This window comes from Streptomyces sp. NPDC045695 (assembly GCF_056432025.1).
The window spans coordinates 217,677-235,589 of sequence record NZ_JBWKJU010000001.1 but is presented as its reverse complement, the minus strand read 5'-3'; the positions used below and the strand labels follow the sequence as shown (position 1 = coordinate 235,589).

General features: G+C 71.7%; 18 protein-coding genes. 3 read left to right on the top strand and 15 right to left on the bottom strand.

The window, feature by feature from the left end; genetic code table 11:
- Positions 1–102: 102 nt before the first annotated feature.
- From AC07DU_RS01085 to AC07DU_RS01020, 14 genes are all read right to left on the bottom strand, one after another.
- Positions 103–2,871 carry a helix-turn-helix transcriptional regulator gene (locus AC07DU_RS01085; RefSeq protein WP_479108890.1) on the bottom strand — a complete coding sequence of 923 codons (2,769 nt, stop codon included), beginning with the start codon at positions 2,869–2,871 and terminating at the stop codon, positions 103–105.
- On the bottom strand, positions 2,868–3,752 hold the full coding sequence (locus AC07DU_RS01080; protein ID WP_479108888.1) for a carbohydrate ABC transporter permease: 885 nt from the start codon (positions 3,750–3,752) through the stop codon (positions 2,868–2,870). The genes AC07DU_RS01085 and AC07DU_RS01080 overlap by 4 nt, the downstream gene beginning before the upstream one ends.
- A complete protein-coding gene (locus tag AC07DU_RS01075) occupies positions 3,749–4,714 on the bottom strand; it encodes a carbohydrate ABC transporter permease (RefSeq protein ID WP_479108886.1) in 966 nt (321 codons plus the stop codon). The genes AC07DU_RS01080 and AC07DU_RS01075 overlap by 4 nt, the downstream gene beginning before the upstream one ends.
- Complete coding sequence (locus AC07DU_RS01070) at positions 4,714–6,045, bottom strand: ABC transporter substrate-binding protein (RefSeq protein WP_479108884.1); 1,332 nt, start codon at positions 6,043–6,045, stop codon at positions 4,714–4,716. Before AC07DU_RS01070 ends, AC07DU_RS01075 begins: the two co-directional genes overlap by 1 nt.
- A 103-nt stretch (positions 6,046–6,148) precedes the next feature.
- A complete protein-coding gene (locus AC07DU_RS01065) occupies positions 6,149–6,874 on the bottom strand; it encodes an alpha/beta fold hydrolase (protein ID WP_479108882.1) in 726 nt (241 codons plus the stop codon).
- A 75-nt stretch (positions 6,875–6,949) separates the two neighbouring features.
- Positions 6,950–7,264, bottom strand: coding sequence for a GNAT family N-acetyltransferase (locus tag AC07DU_RS01060; RefSeq protein ID WP_479108880.1), 315 nt, complete (start codon positions 7,262–7,264; stop codon positions 6,950–6,952).
- A gap of 45 nt (positions 7,265–7,309) precedes the next feature.
- Complete coding sequence (locus AC07DU_RS01055; protein WP_479108878.1) at positions 7,310–8,047, bottom strand: GPR1/FUN34/YaaH family transporter; 738 nt, start codon at positions 8,045–8,047, stop codon at positions 7,310–7,312.
- A gap of 16 nt (positions 8,048–8,063) precedes the next feature.
- Complete coding sequence (locus AC07DU_RS01050) at positions 8,064–9,950, bottom strand: amidohydrolase (RefSeq protein WP_479108876.1); 1,887 nt, start codon at positions 9,948–9,950, stop codon at positions 8,064–8,066.
- On the bottom strand, positions 9,947–10,900 hold the full coding sequence (locus tag AC07DU_RS01045; RefSeq protein ID WP_479108874.1) for an alpha/beta hydrolase: 954 nt from the start codon (positions 10,898–10,900) through the stop codon (positions 9,947–9,949). The genes AC07DU_RS01050 and AC07DU_RS01045 overlap by 4 nt, the downstream gene beginning before the upstream one ends.
- 291 nt (positions 10,901–11,191) lie before the next feature.
- Positions 11,192–11,503: an FAD-dependent oxidoreductase gene (locus AC07DU_RS01040; RefSeq protein WP_479109353.1), complete on the bottom strand. Its 312-nt coding sequence runs from the start codon at positions 11,501–11,503 to the stop codon at positions 11,192–11,194.
- Positions 11,504–11,787: 284 nt separating this feature from the next.
- Positions 11,788–12,366: a Dps family protein gene (locus AC07DU_RS01035; RefSeq protein ID WP_479108872.1), complete on the bottom strand. Its 579-nt coding sequence runs from the start codon at positions 12,364–12,366 to the stop codon at positions 11,788–11,790.
- Positions 12,367–12,483: 117 nt separating this feature from the next.
- Positions 12,484–12,990: a DoxX family protein gene (locus AC07DU_RS01030; protein ID WP_479108870.1), complete on the bottom strand. Its 507-nt coding sequence runs from the start codon at positions 12,988–12,990 to the stop codon at positions 12,484–12,486.
- A 5-nt stretch (positions 12,991–12,995) separates the two neighbouring features.
- A complete protein-coding gene (locus AC07DU_RS01025; RefSeq protein ID WP_479108868.1) occupies positions 12,996–13,658 on the bottom strand; it encodes a hydrolase in 663 nt (220 codons plus the stop codon).
- 280 nt (positions 13,659–13,938) lie between these two features.
- The gene (locus AC07DU_RS01020) at positions 13,939–14,172 is read right to left on the bottom strand and encodes a hypothetical protein (protein WP_479108866.1); all 234 of its coding nucleotides are present in this window, start codon (positions 14,170–14,172) and stop codon (positions 13,939–13,941) included.
- A gap of 334 nt (positions 14,173–14,506) precedes the next feature.
- Here AC07DU_RS01020 and AC07DU_RS01015 point away from each other — a divergent pair, with 334 nt between their 5' ends.
- Genes AC07DU_RS01015 through AC07DU_RS01005 form a run of 3 tightly spaced genes read left to right on the top strand, consistent with a single transcriptional unit; the run spans position 14,507 to position 16,377 of the window.
- Positions 14,507–14,662, top strand: a complete 156-nt coding sequence (locus AC07DU_RS01015; protein ID WP_361943183.1) for a hydrophobic protein — start codon at positions 14,507–14,509, stop codon at positions 14,660–14,662.
- A gap of 29 nt (positions 14,663–14,691) precedes the next feature.
- On the top strand, positions 14,692–15,219 hold the full coding sequence (locus tag AC07DU_RS01010; RefSeq protein ID WP_479108864.1) for a DUF6328 family protein: 528 nt from the start codon (positions 14,692–14,694) through the stop codon (positions 15,217–15,219).
- Positions 15,220–15,264: 45 nt separating this feature from the next.
- On the top strand, positions 15,265–16,377 hold the full coding sequence (locus AC07DU_RS01005; protein WP_479108862.1) for a carboxylate-amine ligase: 1,113 nt from the start codon (positions 15,265–15,267) through the stop codon (positions 16,375–16,377).
- Positions 16,378–16,433: 56 nt separating this feature from the next.
- Here AC07DU_RS01005 and AC07DU_RS01000 read toward each other — a convergent pair whose 3' ends face one another.
- Positions 16,434–17,909 (bottom strand): DUF6056 family protein, encoded by a 1,476-nt coding sequence (locus tag AC07DU_RS01000; RefSeq protein ID WP_479108860.1) that lies wholly within the window; start codon positions 17,907–17,909, stop codon positions 16,434–16,436.
- Positions 17,910–17,913 lie beyond the last annotated feature (4 nt).

Genomic DNA, 17,913 nt, shown 5'->3' with positions numbered 1-17,913 from the left:
CGCGCGTCGAAGCGGCGCGGCATGCCCGTCACGCTAGGACCGGTCCTGCGCCTCCTGTTGCCGTACAACGCACCACACCTTGCACGAGGGCGCATTGGTCACTCAGCCGCCGGTGCCTGTTCCGGTGTTGCCTTCCGCAAGCACGATCCGGGCCAGGTGGACCCTCGAGCGCACCGAGAGCTTGCGGAAGATCGACGCCAGATGGGTGTTGACCGTGTGCGGGGAGACGACGAGGGCCTCCGCGGCCGACCGGTTGGTGTGGCCAGCGGCGATCAGCCGGGCGACCTTGCGTTCCGAGGCCGTGAGCGCGTCCCAGCCCTGGTCGGGGCGCGGCCGGAGGCTTCCGGGGCGCCGGCCGGAGCGGCTGGTGGCCCGTTCCAGCTCGGCCCGGACCCGGTCGGCCTCGACATCGGCCCCCGCCTGGGCGTAGATGTCGTGTGCCCTGGTCAGAGCAGGTGTCGCCGCGGGGTCGCCTGCTGTGAGGAGCGCGTGCCCGAGGTCGGCGGATGCGGCGGCGAGGGGCAGCGGCCGGGGGCCGGTGAGGAGGATGCCGACCGACCGCTCCAGGAGTGCGGGGTCGGCGTTCGTCAAGGCGGACGCGTGGGCGGCCGCCCCCTGGGCGGTCGGCACCCCGGGGTTGCGGCTGGCGTGCTCGACGGCCTGGGCCGCAAGGTCCTCGGCCAGGTTCCGGTCCCCGCCGCGCAGGGCGATCCGCACGGCCTGGACGACATGGGGGCGCAGCAACCGCCACCGGAGGAAGGGATGGTCCCGTTGCACGGATCGGACCAGTTCGGCCGCTGCCGCGTGGTCGCCGTCGGCGTCGGCGACGACGGCCTCGAAGTACTGGTGCGTGGCGTGGTTGCCCGTGTTCGGCCGCTCGGCCACGGTCGCCCGCACGACGTCCAGGTGGTCCCGCACGGCTTCGCGGTCGCCGCGCAGCAGCGCGAGGAGGCCGCGGTTGACGCGGATGTTGACCAGGTTGCCGGGCACGTGGAGGTCCGCTTCGAGCCGCTCGGCGGTGACGAGGTCGGCGTCCGCGTCGTCGAGCCGGCCGAGCCCCATGTTCAGGGTTCCCTGGGCCCAGCTCAGCATGGCGGGGCGCAGGGGAGCGTCGCCCGCCGTCCGGAGCAGTCGCCGTACGGTGTCGAAGTCGTCCATGTGGATCCGGGCGACGGCCTCCTCGGGCAGGAAGGCCGTGTCGAACACGCTGAGCGCCGTGTGGTGTTCGACGGCGGCGGCGCAGTCGCCCGCGTTGAGGGCGATCTCGCCGAGGCCCCACAGCGCGAGGACACGGGCCTCCCGGTCACCGGACCGCTCCGCCTCGGCGAGCGCCCGTTCGCCGGTCTCGCGAGCGGCCCCGAGGTCGCGCCCGCGGGACCGGGCGAGGGCCTGCCGGGCGGTGAGCCGGGCGCGGATCACCGGGTCGGTGACGGCTGCCAGCGCTGCCGTCGAGCGGCGGGTCAGCTCGTGGATGTCGTCGAGGTGCCACAGCGTGTCGCCGAGTACGGACTGCAGACGGGCGAAGACGTCCAGGGGTGGCTGCCGGGCCAGCAGCGTGTCGCCGGTCTCCCGTGCCTCGGTGTACCGGCCCGCGCGGGTCAGCGCGACGATGGCCCGTTCTCCCACGTCGAACAGCATGGGCGCATGGGGCGGTACGAGTTCCAGAGCGCGTACGGACAGGTCGGCGGCGAGGTCGGGCATCACGGCGATCACGTCCGTGGCGGCCGTGCCGAGCAGCCCGATCGCCTCCTGGTCGCCGGGTTCGGCGCTCTTCAGCAGATGCGGGACGGCGTCGGTGGAGCTCCGGCCCGCCACGACGAGCCGGCTCGCGGCCTCACGGTGGAGCGCCCGGCGTACGGAGGGGGCGAGATCGGCGTACACCGCCTGGCGGAGCAGGTCGTGGCGGAACAGGAGGCGTTCGCCGTCGTCGTGGAGGAGGGCGGCGGCGATCGCCTCGTCCACTTCGGCGCTGAGTCCGGAGGCGGGCCGGCCGCACAGGGCGGCGGCGTCCGCGAGCGAGAACGCGCGGCCGAGGACCGAGCCGATCCGCAGGAAGTGGAGGGTGTCCGGCCGTAGGTCGGCCAGCCGGTCGCGTACACCGAGGACCAGCCGCTCCGGCGGCTCCGGCACGTCCGAGCCCGACGCGGCGATGCCCGCGAGCATCTCGGCCGCGAGGAAGGGGTTGCCTCCCGCCCCGTCGAGAAGTCCCGCGACCTGCGTCGGCACGTCCCCGCCGAGAACGTCCCGTGCCAGCTCGGCCAGGGCCGCATCGGACAGCGGCCGGAGGGGGAGGGCCGTCGTCCGCGGCCCCTGCCCATACAGCTCCGGGTCGTTCCTGCCCGTGAGCAGCCAGAGGACCGGGGAGCTGAGCAGCCGTGCCGGCATGACGCTCAGGGCGAACCGGCTCAGCGGGTCGGCCCATTGGACGTCGTCGACGGCGATCAGTACGGGCGTGCCCCCCGAGCGTTCCTCGACCAGCTGGGCCAGCCGTTCGACGAGCCAGATGCGCTGGCCGTGATAGTCCGCGAGGTGAGCGAAGTCCGTGCTGGACAGCAGCGGCGGGTCACCGTGCAGGAGGCCGGAGGCCAGCGAGGCGAGCGGTGCCAGCTCGTGCAGTTCCTCGGCGCGTCCATGGCTGACGACGAACCCCTGGGCCCGCGCGATCGAGACGGTCTCCTGCAGCAGTACGGTCTTCCCTATCCCGGGCTCGCCCAGGAGCAGCGCGATCGCTCCTCCCTCGCCGCCCCGCACCCCCTCGATCAGGGCGCGCAGCCGCTCCAACTCGGCTTCGCGGCCCCGCAGCCCGGGCCGGCTCAGCGCCGCGCTCCCGGACACCGCCATGCCCTCCCCCTCGGGCCGCTCGGGGCTCATCCTTTGACCGATCCGGCGAGCAGTCCCCCTGCGACGTGCCGCCGGAGGGAGAAGAACACGAGCAGCGGGACGAACGCCGCCACGAAGGCTCCTGCGGTGAGCCGCTGCCACTCGTTGCCGTACGTACCGGCCAGGCTCGCCAGTCTGACCGTCATCGGCGCGGTCGCCGCCGTCCCGCCCGACAGCGTCAGTGCCACGAGGAGGTCGTTCCACACCCAGATGAACTGGATGACGGCGAAGGAGACCAGGGCCGGGCGGGCCAGGGGCAGCACGATCCGGAGCAGCAGCGTCCCGTGCGACGCGCCGTCGACGCGGGCGGCCTCGATCAGGTCCCGGGGCAGCCCCGCCAGGAAGTTGTGCAGGAGGAACACCGAGAACGGCAGCGCGAAGACCGTGTGGGCGAACCAGACCTGGCCGAACCGCGCGGGACCGGTGACGTCCCACGCGGGCAAGAACAGCCAGCCCTGGGAGAACAGCCTCAGCAAGGGAACGAGCGCCATCTGGAGCGGCACGACCTGGAGCGCGAAGATGCCGACGACGAGCGCGTCCCGCCCCCTGAAGTCGATCCACGCCAGGGCATAGGCCGCGAAGAACGCCAGCACGAGCGGGAACAGCACCGAGGGGAGCGTGATGACGACGGAGTTGACGAAGTACTCCGCAAGCCGCCCCGACCCGTGCCCGCCGGACAGCACCTCGCCGTAGTTGTCGAGCGTGAGATGCGGCGTACCGAACACGGTCCACCAGCCCGTCGTCTTGATCTCCTCCTCGGGACGGAACGAGGAGAGCAGCAGACCGAGGGTCGGTGTCGTCCAGACGACCGCGATCACCACGGCGATCGACGTGAAGGCGCGGGAGGCCAGACGCTCCCGGACACCCTTCACCCCGCCCTCCGCTGTGCCCGGACCTGGTGGGCGACGAAGGGCGTGACGAGGACGAAGAGGAGAACGGCGAGAGCGGCGCCGCGGCCCGTTTCGCCGTAGCGGAAGGCCCGGTCGTACATCTCCTGGGCGATGACGCCCGTGTCGAACTGTCCTCCGGTCATGGTCTTGACGATGTCGAAGGCCTTGAAGGTGCCGATCACCTGGGCGAGGACCACGACGAGCAGAGTGGGCCTAACGGACGGCATGGTGATCCGCCAGAAGATCTGACGGGGGGACGCGCCGTCGAGTCGGGCCGCCTCGGTCAGCTCTCCGGGAACGGCCCTGATCGCGCCGGCCAGCAGGACGGCCGCGAAGCCCGCCTGTGTCCACACCATCACCCCGATGAGGAACAGGACGTTCCAGGGAGAGTCCACGAGCCATTGCCTCGGTTCGCCGCCGAACGCGAGGACGAGCTGGTTCAGCAGCCCGATCTGCGCGGCCTCCGCGGGACGGTAGGCGTAGACGAACTTCCACACGACACCCGCGCCGACGAACGAAATCGCCATCGGCATCAGGACGAGGGACAGCGCGAACGCTCTGAACCGCGACCGTACGACGGCCGCCGCGTAGAGCAGACCGACCGAGGTGGCCAGCGACGGCACGAGCACCACCCACGCCAGGGTGTTGCGCAGCGCGACCATCGCCCGGGGGTCGGTGAACATCCACACGTAGTTGTCGAAGCCGGCCCACGCGTCTCCCCCGTTCTCCGTGAACGACAGCGCCAGGGTGCGCAGAGCGGGCAGGAGGAGACCCACGGTGAGCAGCAGCAGCGCGGGGGCCAGCAGGAGAAGGGCCGCGGCCCTTCTCCGAACCGGCCCCCGGTGCAGCGCCAGGAGGATCAGGGAGACCACCGCCGCGAAGGCGGCGACGCCCTGGAGCAGGTAGAGCAGCTTGGGCTGCTGGGCGACGGCGTCGAACGACATCAGTGGCTCGGCCAGGATCGTTCGACGGAGTCGGCGACCTGCCGGGTGCTCGCGCCGCCGATCCAGTCGACGGCTCCCTTCCAGAACGTCCCGGCGCCGACCGAGGCGGGCATCAGGTCCGAACCGTCGAACCGGAACTGTGTCCTGGGGTCCTGGAGCAGCTGGATCGACAGCGTGTCGACCGCGGTCGCGGCGTTCGCCGGATCCACGCCCTTGTTCGCCGAGACGAACGGGCCCTTCTTCATACGCGCGTTCGCGAAGTCCGCGGAGGCCAGATACTCCTGGAAGGCCCGTACTTCGGGACGGTCGGCGAACACCGCGGTGAACACCCCACCGCCCAGTACGGGGCGGTTGGCGGGGTCGGCACCCGGCAGGAGGAAGGCGTACACGTCCCCCTCCGGTCCGATCTCGGTGCCCTTCGGCCACATGTCGGCATAGAACGAGGCCTGGCGGTGCATCGCACAGTCGCCGGAGAGAATCGGTGTGCCGGCCTCCTGGAAGGAGATCGACGCCATCGAACGGGCCGGGCCGAAACCGCCGTTGGCGTACCGGTCGTTCTTGAGGATGGACCCCACGGTGTCCATGGCCTTGATCACGCGCGCGTCGTTGAACGGGATCTTGTGGGCGACCCACTGGTCGTAGACGTCCGTGCCCTGCTGACGCAGCAGGACGTCCTCGATCCAGTCCGTCACGGGCCAGCCGGTCGCCTCGGCGGACTCGATGCCCGCGCACCACGGCTTGACGCCCGACGCCGCGACCTTCTCCGTCAAGGCCATCAGCTCGGACCACGTGCGGGGAACGCTCAGTCCCCTGTCCCGGAAGAACTTCGGCGAATACCAGACGAACGACTTCACGTTGGCGACCAGCGGCGTGCCGTAGAGGGTGCCGTTCACGGTCGCGTAGCTGTTCCAGTCCGCCGACCAGCCCTGCTTCGCGAGGGCCACGACCCCGGCGCTCGCGGGTTTGAGCTCACCCGCCCGCGCGAAGCGTTCCAGGAGCCCGGGCTGAGGGAAGAACGCCACGTCAGGCGCACTGCCGCCGTCGACCCGGAGCTGGATCCGGGCCTCGAACTCCCCGTCCCCCTCGTACTGGACGTCGATTCCCGTGCAGTCCGCGAAGTCCGCCCAGGTCTCTTCGAACAGGTCGGCCTCCCGGTCGCGGTTCTCCGCGTAGACGGTGACCTTGGTGCCGGGGTGCTTGCCGTACTTGGTGTAGGGCCCGCAGTCCGCGGCGGTGTGCGAGTGCGGGGCACTGGCCTGCGGAACACCGCAGGCGGTGGCAAGGGCGGCGAGGGCGGTGACGACGAGCGTGAGCCTCGCGCCGAACCTCATGGGTGTAGCTCCTCCGATCGCCCGCCGAAGGATCCTCGGGGGCGATCAGAAGCTACCAGCGCTCGAACATTATCGACTAATCGTTCGATCCTGAACGATCGGGTCAGTGGACGGTGGACCGGACCGCGTCCTGGATCAGCTCCGCCACGGCCTTGGGCTGGGCGAGCATGACCAGGTGGGAGGAGTCGACCTCGACAGTGGTCATGCCGGCGCGCTGATAGCCGTAGCGCTCCACATCGGGGTTGATCGTGCGGTCGCAGGAGGCGACCAGGCCCCACGAGGGCTTGGTCTTCCACGCCGCGACCGGCGCCGCCTCCGAGAAGGCACGTGCGGCCAGGGGGCGCTGGGAGACGGCGAGCACCGCGGCGAGGTCGGGGTCGACGTCCGCCGCGAAGAGGGCGGGGAACTTCTCGATCTCCACCGAGACGTCGGTGCCGGTCTCGGTGGAGCCGGCCACCGGGAACGGGGTGTAGACGAGCGCGTCGGCGAGACCGGAGTCGGGGAAGCGGCCCTGCAGCTCGCCCAGGCTCTCGCCCTCCTCCAGCGCGTATCCCGCGAGGTACACCAGTGCGCGGACGTTGTCCTCCGTCCCGGCGAGGGTGATGACGGCACCGCCGTAGGAGTGTCCGACCAGGACCACGGGGCCTTCGACGGCGCGGATCACCGAGGCGATGTACGCGGCGTCGTCGACGAGGCTGCGGTTGGGCACCGCCGGGGCCACCACTTCCATGCCGGCGGCGGTCAGCTCGGGGATGACGCGGGCGAAGCTGGAGGCGTCGGCGAAGGCGCCGTGGACCAGGACGACGGTCGGGCGGGCGTGTCGGGGCATGGGGTACTCCTCGGTGCGTGACGGGGGATGGGGCTGGGGATGCGGGAGGCGGAGGTGCGGTGTTCGTGTGGTGCTTCACAGACCGAAGCGGGCGCGCCTCGCCTCGGGCACCAGGTCGGTGTACTCGGGGTGCTTGCCGATCCAGCCCCGGATGAAGGGGCAGTACGGCAGGACGCTCAGCCCACGGGCCCGGGCGCCGTCGAGCGCTCCCCGGGCAAGGAGACCGCCCAGACCCTGGCCGGCGAACCGGCTGTCGATCTCGGTGTGGATGAAGGCGATCTCACCCTCCGAGAGGTGGTATTCGGCGAAGCCCGCGGTCTCGGTGCCGTCGTCGCCGGCGAGGATCTCGTACCGGGACTTCTGGGGCCGGTCCGTCACCTGCGGTTCCATGGGTGCTCCTGTGCGGTCGTGGTGTGTCGGGGTGGGTGGGCGCGGTCAGAGCGTGCGGCGTACGCCCGCCTGGCGTTCCAGGTTGCGGAGCTGGACGGTCAGGTCGCCTTCCACGGCCAGGTGGGCGGGGCCGCTGCGGCCGATGGGCAGGACCTGCTCGCTCCGCATGTCCTCGAGCATCAAGGCGAACGCCGTGTACATCGCGACCAGCGCCACCAGGAGGCCGAGCGCACCGGACGTGCGGGTCAGCCATTCGGCGCCGGTGACGCCTGCGAGGCCGGTGGCCGCCCAGCGGGGCAGCGAGACCGCGAGGACGAGCCACAGCGCGCGCTTGGGCCGGGTCACGGCGGTCATCAGGGCCCCGAAGCAGAGCAGTGCCAGGTTGAACACGCCGAGAACCTGAAGGCCGTCGGCGGCGCCGCTCAGCATGATGAGCGAATAGGGGAGCCAGCTGCCCGCGAAGACCGCCATCAGCGTCGCCGCGATCACGTCGCGGGCACCGAAGGCCAGGAAACTCACCAGGAGTTGGAGGACGAAGGCCGGCAGCACGGTGTAGGCGACGGCAGCGCGGGCCGCCTCGTCGAAGAGCCCGAGCTGGAGGCAGCCCGTCATCACGGAGGCGATGGCTATCGTGAAGAAGCCGAGAGGCATGGGCGAGGCGATGGGGCGCAGGTTGATCCGTGTCATCGACCGTAGGTCCGGTTCGAAACGACGTCCCGGGGGCGCGTCCGGCGAGGTCGCCCGGGTGTCGCCGCCGTCGGCGGCGGAGGAGGCTGCGGACATCGGGTGCATCTCTCTTTCAGTGCTCGAAGCAGGGGTCGACGAAGGACGGCGTCGTGTCGGGGACGGAGCCCCGGGCGACGCGCCACCGGCGGTGCTGCTCGGACTCGGCGACGGCCTCGACCACGGCCGATGCCTGGCGGGCTCCGTTCTGGTAGCCGCCGAAGTGGGCCACGGGGCTCCACTCCGGGGTGACCGGCGGGACGGCCTCGTCGAGACCGTCGTACTCGGCGGAGGCGTAGACGATGCGGCCGCCGACGACGGTGAGGACGGACTCGATGTCGGGAATGACGTCCTCGGGCACCGTGAGGAAGTCGTCGGACAGGATCGCGAGGTCGCCGTAATAACCCTCCCTCAGCCTGCCCTTGACGTCCTGCTCGCCGGTGAGCTGCGCTCCGCCCCGGGTGTAGAGGCCGAGGGCGCTCTCCCGGTCGATCAGGTTCCCGGCCGGGTAGAGGGCCGCACCGCCGACGGTGCGCCCGGTGACCAGCCAGTGGAGAGCGACCCAGGGGTTGTACGAGGAGACGCGGGTGGCGTCGGTTCCGGCGGCGACGGTCAGTCCCCTGTCCAGCATGGCCCGGACCGGCGGCGTGTGGGCGGCGGCCTCCGCGCCGTAACGGTCGCGGAAGGCGGTGCCCTGGAAGGACATGCGGTTCTGGACGGAGAGGGCGCCACCGAGGGCCGCGATCCGGTCGAGGCTGCCGGCCGAGACGGTCTCCGCGTGGTCGAAGAGCCAGCGGTTGTCACCGGGGAACAGCCCTTCGGCCGCGAGCTTCTCGAAGACGGCCAGGTCCCGGCGGATCGTCTCGTCGTAGGTGGCGTGCAGCCGGAAGCCCCAGCCGTTCTCCATCAGGAGCCTTACGGCGCCCTCGAACTCGGCCTCGTACCCCGCGGCGAGTTCGGGACGGGGTTCGGAGAAGTTCTCGAAGTCGGCGGCGGCCCAGGTCAGGTTCTCGCCCGCGCCGTTGAGCCGGAGCCACTCGTCCCCGTCCCCGGGCTTGACCATCTCGGTCCATCGCCTCAGGTCGGCGAGCTCCTGTCCGGCCGTCTGCGGGAAGAGGTGATAGGCGATCCGGAGGGTCAGCTCCTCCGACCTGGCGAGGTCGACGACCGTGGCGTAGTCGTCGGGGAAGTTCTGGAACCCGCCGGCGGCGTCGACCGCGGACGTCAGCCCGAAGCGGTTCAGCTCGCGAAGGAAGTGGCGCGTCGACGTCCGCTTGTCGGCCTCGTCGAGGGCCGGCGCCTTGGCCAGGGTCGAGTACAGGATGAGCGCGCCCGGGGCGGCGAGGAGGACGCCGTTGGGTTCGCCCTCCCGGCCGCGCACGATCTGTCCGCCGCGCGGATCGGGGGTGTCCCGGGTGAATCCGGCAGCCTTGACGGCGGCCCGGTTCATGAGGGCCGACTGGTACAGGTGCAGGACGAAGACCGGGGTGTCGGGGGCGGCGGCGTTCAGCTCCGCGACGGTCGGCATCCTGCGCTCGGCGAACTGCTCAGCGGTCCAGCCGCCCACCACCCGGATCCACTGCCCCTTCGGGGTGCGGCCGGCCTGCTCACGCAGCATCGCGAGGGCGTGGCGCAGACTGCGCACCCCGTCCCAGCGCAGCTCCAGGACGTAGTTCAGTCCGCCCCGGATGACGTGCAGGTGCGAGTCGTTCAGGCCGGGGATCACGCGGCGGCCGAGGGCGTCGACGACCTTGGTCCCCGGCCCGACGAGGTGGGCGAGGTCGTGGTCGTCACCGAGGGCCGTGACCCGGCCGTCGCGGATCGCGACGGCGCGGGCCTCGGGCCGGTCGGGGTCACCGGTGAAGACCTTGGCGTTACGGACGAGGAGGTCGGCGTGCTCGTGTTCCCGACGCGGGGCGGGGACGGGGCCCGCCGCCGGCATGCTCGTGGAGGGCCCGGTCATGCGAGGGCCTTGCGCAGGGTGTCGATGGCGAGACCGATGGCGAGTTCCGCGGCCTGCGTCTCGCGCAGCGCGTTCAGCATGACGAAGTCGTGGATGGTCCCCTGGACGCGCAGGGCCGTGGTGGGGACGCCTGCGGCGCGGAGCTTCGCCGCGTACGCCTCGCCCTCGTCGCGCAGGACGTCGGCCTCGGCAGTGATGACCAGGGCCGGCGGCAGGCCGCTGAGCTGCTCGGTGGAGGCGCGCAGCGGAGAGGCGGTGATCTGGGCGCGCTCGGCCTCGGCGGTCGTGTACTGGCCCCAGAACCACTTCATGGCGTCGCGGCGCAGGAAGTAGCCCTCGCCGAACTGGTGGTACGAGTCGGTGTCGAAGCTGGCGTCCGTGACCGGGTAGAAGAGGACCTGCTGGACGAGCATGACGTCGCCGCGCTGCTTGGCCATGAGGGTGAGGGCGGCGGTCATGTTGCCGCCGACCGAGTCGCCCGCGACGGCGACCCGGGTGCCGTCGAGGTCCTTGTGGTGCCCCTCGCGGGCGATCCACTCGGCGACGCTGTAGTTCTGCTCGATCGCGACGGGGTAGCGGGCCTCGGGCGAGAGGTCGTACTCGGGGAAGACGACGGCCGCCCGGGTGCCGACGGCGAGTTCGCGGACGAGCCGGTCGTGGGTGTGGGCGTTGCCGAAGACCCAGCCCGCTCCGTGGATGTAGAGGATGACCGGGAGCGGGCCGGTGGCGCCGCGGGGGCGGACGATCCGGGCGCGGACGTCGCCGGTCGGGCCGCCGTGGACGGTGATCCACTCCTCGTCGACCTCGGGCAGGGGGACGCCCTCACCGCTCTGGACGCCGTCCACGGCCTTACGGCCTTGGGCGACGGGGATCTGGTAGAGGTACGGCGGCTGGGCGGTGGCGTCGGCGAAGGCCTGGGCGGCGGGTTCGAGGATCGGACGGTTCTTCATGAGGGGTTCTCCTTCTGGGGATGTACGAGAGGGCGCAGGTCGGGGGCTCAGCGGGTCGCCCGTACGGCGTCGAGGATCACGTCGGTGCTAGGCCCTGTCGTCAAAGTCCCGCCTGACCGGCGCCCCTTTGACGACAGGACCTAGCGCGGCGGTGGCGACCGGGCGCTGGCCCGCGGCCATGACGGCAGCGTCGGCGGCGGGACGTCACCGGCGACTACCGGTGGAACTTGGCCCGTTCGATGATGAGTTCGGTGCCGGTGCCACCGCCGGGCAGCGGGTACGACTGGGCGTTCACCGTGTCAGCGAGGGTGGGGCCGGGGAACTTGGCGGCAAGCGGCCGCGGCCGGTGACCTCTTCACCGGCACACGGCTGCCAGCCGCTCAGCAGGGCCTGGTCGCGGACGAGCAGGGTGACGGAGGAGCCGAGCGTGCGCCACGCGGCGGCCACCTCGCAGGCCACCGCTCCCCCGCCGATGAGGACGAGCCGCTCGGGCACCGCGTCGGCCATGGTGGCCTGCCGGGGTCCGCACACCGCTCCGGTCGAGCCCTTCGACCGGCGGGCTGGCTCCGTGCCGGTGCAGACCACGACCGCGTTCCGGGCCAGCAGGGTGCGGACCCTGCCGTCGGCCCCCGGTCACCTCCACCCGGCGCTCCCCGGCGAGCCGTCCTTGCCCCCGTACGAGCGCGAATCCCCACCGTCGAGCCGGTCGGTCTGGCCGGTGTCGTCATCGCGCCCGGTGAAACGGTCACGCCGGGCCAGGACGCGCGCCGGGTTGAGTGCCGCCGTGACCACCTGTCAGGCCCCGTCGACCGACCGCGCCGCCGCTCGGGCGCCGGGTCGCGGCAGGGCCTTGTTCGGCACGCAGGCACGGTAGGAACACTCGTCCGTCAGCCGCGCACCAGAGGGGTGTCCACGAGGTGCTCGGCCAGGAACCACACCTGCGCCTCGCCGGTGCGGATGACATCGGAGACGAGCAGGTCGACGCTGCCCTCGTCGCCCTCCTCGGAGAGCCGGGCGGCGGCGTCCCGGGCGTCGGTCAGGATCCGCTCGTGCGCGTCGAGGAGCCGCGACAGCATCACGGGCACCGGCTCCACACCGTCCGGCGGCCGGGGTATCGCGGTCAGCTCCGCGATGTGGCGGGGGTCTCCGACGGCGACGCCGCCGAGGCTCTGGACGCGCTCGGCCAGCGCGTCCACGATGGCCAGTTGGGCTTCCGCATGCTTGTCCAGCATCAGGTGGAGCGAGTAGAAGGTCGCCCCGCGCATCAGCCAGTGGTGCTTCTTGTAGAGGGAGTACAGGATCTGCGTGTCGGCGAGTACGCGGTTCAGTCGCTGGCACGCGTACATGCGGGTGTCGTGGCCGAGACCGATCGGCAACTGCTTGAGCGTGCCGAACGCCTGGCTCTCGGCCCCCTTCTGATGCAGCAGGGGCTGGCCGCCCCCGTACGGGGGCGTGAGGGTGTCCATCGGGTGCTCCTGTTTCGGGAGGGAGGGAGGGAGGGAGGGAGGGAGGGAGGGTGGGAAGGGCCCGGCCGCCCGGTCGGGGGTACTCGGGCGGCCGGACCCGGTCTGTGCGGCTCGCGCTCAGCGGTCAGCGGTCGCCGGGGCGGGGGGCCGGTGCAGAACGAGCCGGGTGAGGAATCCACTGCCGAGTCCCGCCACGAGCGCGAGGGCCGCCCACCACAGCGGGAACGGCGTGAGGCCGAGGGCCGCGTCGAGGGACCAGGTTCCGGGCCCGGTGGCGGCGAGGGCGGCGGCGGTGCCGATGAGGACGAGCGGGTACTCGTAGCCGTCGTTCTGCACCCAGAGGCCATGGCGCCATTTCACGGTGAGCGCGACCGTCATGACCCCGATGGCGCCGGTCGCGGCGAGCGGGGTCAGGAAGCCTGCGGCGAGCAGCAGACCCGATCCGATCTGACCGCCTCCGGCCGCCAGTGCGGTGAGGGCTCCGCCGCGGAATCCGTCGGCGCGGAACTCCTCCGTGCCGCCCTGGAGTCCCCTGCCGCCCAGGTGCGAGCTGATCTTCTGCACGCCATGGCCGGCGACGAGCAGGCCCACCAGCAGACGCAGGATCAGAATGCCGGTGTCCAAGGAGGTCAGCCCGCCGCGTGCGCGCCGATGACGCTCTGCGCGTACACGACGCCCAGGCCGTAAGCGCCCGCGTGGGCCTTGACGATCTCCATGACCGCGCCGTACGACTCCTGGCGTGCCCAGTCGCGCTGCAGCTCCAGGAGCACCTGCACCCAGGTCACCGGGACGGCGCCGGCGGCGATCATCCGCTGGAGCGCGTGCTCGTGGGCGGCCGGGCTGACGCCGCCGGAGGCATCGGAGACCACGTACACCTCGTACCCCTGCTCAAGCGCGGACAGCGCGGGCAGCACCAGGCAGACCTCGGTCCACAGGCCGGACAGGATGATCTTCTTGCGGCCGGTCGCCTTGACCGCCGCCACGAGCGCCTCGTCCTCCCAGGCGTTCATCGTCGTACGGTCGATGACCTCCTGCTCGGGGAACACCTGGGCGAGCTGCGGCAGCAGGGGCCCGGAGAAGGACTCGGCGGCGACCGTGGTCAGGACGGCCGGCACATCGAATGCCCGAGCCGCCTTGGCGAGACCCACGGTGCTGTTGATGATCGCTGCGCGATCGCCGCTCCCGGTGCCGAAGAACATCTGCGGCTGGTGGTCCACGAAGAGCATGACCGAGTTGTCGGGCGTGAGCAGATCCTTGCTCGGGGCGGCCTGCACCTTGTTGATGTCGAACATGAGGGGTCCTCTCGAAGCAATCGGTAACGTGCCCGCCACCTCCGCGGCTCGGCACTTCTTCAAGCTACGAGCGACCCGGCCGACCACATTGACCCCTTGCGCCCAGGGGTTGGCACGACAGCGCACAACCGGTCAAGGGCCGGAGAAGCGCGGATGCTGCGCCTGGCCGCGGGTCGGCTTCGGGCACCACAGGGTGATGAGCGGCGTGTCCATTCGTGCGGCGCCGGGCTTCGGTGAGGCGCTGTGTCACGCGATCGAGGTCGTCTCCTACACGCCATGATCAGCTCACGCTCATCCCTCGCTCCGGCCATACGCCCCGCTCCATGTGCAGCGCGTTGAGCTTCCGCGAAGCTTTCAGGAACGTGTAGTCGACTTGTGCATCCTGGACCGTCGAGGTGCAGGACGCCTTGTCCATAGTCAGTCGTCGCTCGAAGTTGTCGGGGTCGTCCCCGAATTCATACTCCACGCGCTCTTCGGTCTCCGCGATTTTCCGAAAATACACGATCGCAGCCATTTACCATTTCCCTTCGAACTCTTATCACTTGTCCAACGGTCCGGAGTTCTGCCAGTTGTACGTCTCGTTTGCCACTCGGTGTGCCTCCTGCTGTACGAGAAGGCGGCGGCCGCCGGCATCCCCATGACCCGCGAGGAGCTGGTCGGGCGCTGGCGTGGAGCCGCGAGGTCGCGTGAGTGCCGCCCGGGGTGACGCCGTGCGCCGGGGCGGCGTCCGTGGCGTGAGGGGGGAATGAGTCGGCGTCCTGGGGGCAAGCGCCCGGTAGGCCCGAGCTTGGCCCGGGTCGCAGGTTCGCGTCCTCAGGGGCAGGGCGTCGTCCGTGGGAGGGTAGGTCATGGTTGCGCTTCTTCTGGTGCTGCTGCTGATCCTGCTGCTCTTCGGCGCGGGCTTCGCGGTGAAGGCACTGTGGTGGGTCGCGATCGCCGTACTGGTGCTGTGGCTGGTGGGCTTCTTCGCCCGCAGCTCCGGCGGGCGGTGGTACCGCTGGTAGGTCGTGAGGACGGAGAGATACGAGGCGCCATGGGTCAGGATGCGCGGGGACGGAACGAAAGCCCGGACGAGCGGGCCGACCGGCAGTGGCAGGAGTTGATCCAGGAGATCAGGGTCGCCCAGACGGGTGTACAGATCCTGTTCGGCTTCCTGCTGACCGTCGTCTTCACACCGCACTTCCAAGGGCTGCCGCAGACCGACAAGACGATCTACATCGTCACGGTGGTGCTGGGCTCGCTGGCGACGGGGGCGCTCATAGGTCCCGTGGCCTTCCACCGCATCGTCTCGGGGCGCCGCATCAAACCCGCGGCGGTGGTGTGGGCGGCCCGGCTGACCTTCACCGGGCTCGTGCTGCTGCTCGCCACCCTCACGTCCGCGCTCTTCCTCGTCCTGCGGGTGACGACCCACAACGGCCTCGCCCCCTGGCTCGTCGCCGGGGTGCTGGCCTGGTACCTGCTGTGCTGGTTCGTCCTGCCGCTGTGGGCGAGGGCCCGCCACACCTCCGCGACCTTCGAGGCATCGCCGCGGGGAGGGCCCGGGGGGTCGGGCGGCCGTTAGGCGCCGGGAGCCGGGATGAGCCGGGAGCCCGTGCGAGGAGGCTCGATGGACGTTCCGACCATGGGCGTCGAAGAGGAGTTCCTGCTCGTCGACCGCCGCACCAGGGCGCCCGTGAACCGCGCGCCCGAGGTGATCCGCGCCGCAGCCGGGGAACTGGGCGGACAGGTCCAGGCCGAGTTCTACAACGCCCAGGTGGAGGTCTGCACCCGGCCGACCGCCGACCGGGAGGACCTGCGCGAGCAGCTGGCACGCCTGCGGTGCACGGTGGCGCAGGCCGCGCGCACGGCCGGCTGCGTCGCGGTCGCCGCGGCCACCCCGGTGCTGGCGCCCCGGGAACCGCTGACGGTGACCGACAACGACCGCTACCACCGGATGGCACGCCGGTTCGCCGCGTTCGTGGGCCCCTACCACCTGGTGTGCGGCTGCCACGTGCACATCGGCTCTCTCGACCGGGCGCGGGCTCTGGCGCTGGCGAACCACATGCGGCCGTGGCTGCCGGTGCTCCAGTCGATCACGGGGAACTCCCCCTTCGTGTGCGGCCACGACACGGGGCTCGACAGCTGGCGCTATGTCGCCCACTCCTGCTGGCCGACGGTGGGACCCCCGCCCCTGCTGGACGAGGGCTCCTACCTCGCCCACGTCGACGGTCTGGTGAGCGCCGGGCTGCTGCTGGACCGCCGGATGGTGTACTGGCACGCCAGGCCCTCGGAACACGTGCCGACGCTGGAGATCCGCGTCGCGGACGTCAACGCCGACCTGGACGCCGTCGTCCTGACGGCCGCCCTCGTACGGGGCCTCGCGGGAGCCCTGCTGACCGAGGCGGACGCGCACCTCCCGCCGCCCGGTACGCCGGAGCACCTGTTGCTCGGCGCCCACCGGCTGGCCGCGGCCCACGGCATCGACGGCCCGGGGCTGGACGTCTGGAGCGGCCGCGAGGAGCCGGCGGTCCTGCTCGTCGACCGGCTGATCGACCGGGCGGCCCCGGGCCTGGAGGCGGCCGGTGACCTGAGCACCGTCGAAGCCCTGTGGGGCAGACTGCGCGCGCAGGGCACCGGCGCCCGTCGCCAGCGGCGGGTCCTCGCGGCGACCGGCAGCCTGGAGGCCGTCGTCGACAGCCTGGACGCGGCCACGGCCGGCCGGGCGGTCGAGGCTGCCTGAGGCGGTCGGCGCCGCCTGAGGGGAACGGGGTGGATCGGACGGCCGGTCCACCCGTCTCATCGCAGGCGGTGGATGCGGTCGATCCCGTACCACTTCGACACGCAGGCGGCGACCCAGTCCCGTTCGTAGTCGGACGTGAAGAAGGGCTCCGCCAGAGCTCCGATGTACAGGGGCCGGTAGCCCACGTCCGTGGCGCCCCGCGCCGACTCGGCCCGGATGCGGGCGTTCTGGCCGTCCCAGGCGACGGCGCGGGTGACCGTGACCGTCGTGAGCTGCCGCACGCTCGGGACGAGCGCGGCCACGGAGGCCAGCGCCAGGCCGCCCGCCGCGACGACGACGAGTGCCAGGACGGCCCCGCTGCTCCGTCGGGGTGCCAGGCGCCGGCCGGCCCAGCGCCCGAGCAGGACGCCGTAGGCACACAGCGCCAGTTCCATCAGGACGAGGAAGTTCGTCCAGGTGCGGGCGTACGTCCAGCCGTCCGGGCCGTAGCCGCTGCGCAGGCCCAGCACCACCGCGAAGGAACCCAGCAGCACCACGGGCACGGGGAGCAGCGCCGCGCTGATCAGCAAGGGCCGCGGGACGGCCCGTCGCGGTTCCCGCTCCCCGGCCCCCGCACTGCGAAGGCCCAGTCCCAGCCCCAGCACGACGCCGACGGCGGCTGCTCCGAGGTAGGCCCACTGGCTGGTGATCGAGCCCCACATGTGCAGCCAGCCCTCGAAGGTGCCCCTGAGCTCGCCTGCCGAGAGCATGGGCTCCCGGTCCGGCTGCTGTGCGCGGCGCCATCGCGCGCCGGGGGACGTGTAGAGCACGACCAGGCCGCAGAGGAGCCCGGAGCACCAGAGCAGGCACCAGGTGAAGGGGTACCAGGTCCACGCCATCCTGAGGCGGGGTAGTGCCAGCAGCCCGGCTCCGGCCGCCAGGAGGCCGCTGACCAGCGCGAACGGCTCGCTGAGGGTGCCGAGCACGAACCCGGCCAGGAACGCGGAGGCGAGAGCGCCCCGGCGCACGGCGGCGCGGGGATGGCGGGAGGCGCGGATGCCGAGCAGGAGCGCCCACAGTCCGATGACGCTTGGGAGGGTGTGCGAAATGGTGGCGGGGGCCCAGAGCAGCACTTGGTAGCTGCGCGTGCCGGCGTAGTAGAGCAGGGCCTGGAGGACGAGGGCGCAGGCGGTCAGGAGCAGTACCCGCGGCGCGGCGCCGAGAAGGCGGCTGAGCTCGCACCCCAGCAGGACCAGGCCGACGGTGAAGGCGGCGGCGATGACCGAGGGCAGGAGCTTGGGTCCGAGCAGCCCGTCGCCGTAGACGACGCCGCTCAGGAAGGCGTTGGCGATCCGGCCGTTCTGGGTCGTGTAGAAGTCGGAGGTGATGCCGAGGACTCCCAGATCACGGGACTTCCAGGCGGCGCACCAGTCGTCGGAGGTGGGGCGCACGCAGAGCCCGAGGAAGCATCCGACGGCGATCAGGCCGCCTGCGGCCGCCGCCAGGGTGCCGCCCGTCCCCGGCAGCAGTCTGTGGACGAAAGCAGGTCTCATTCGC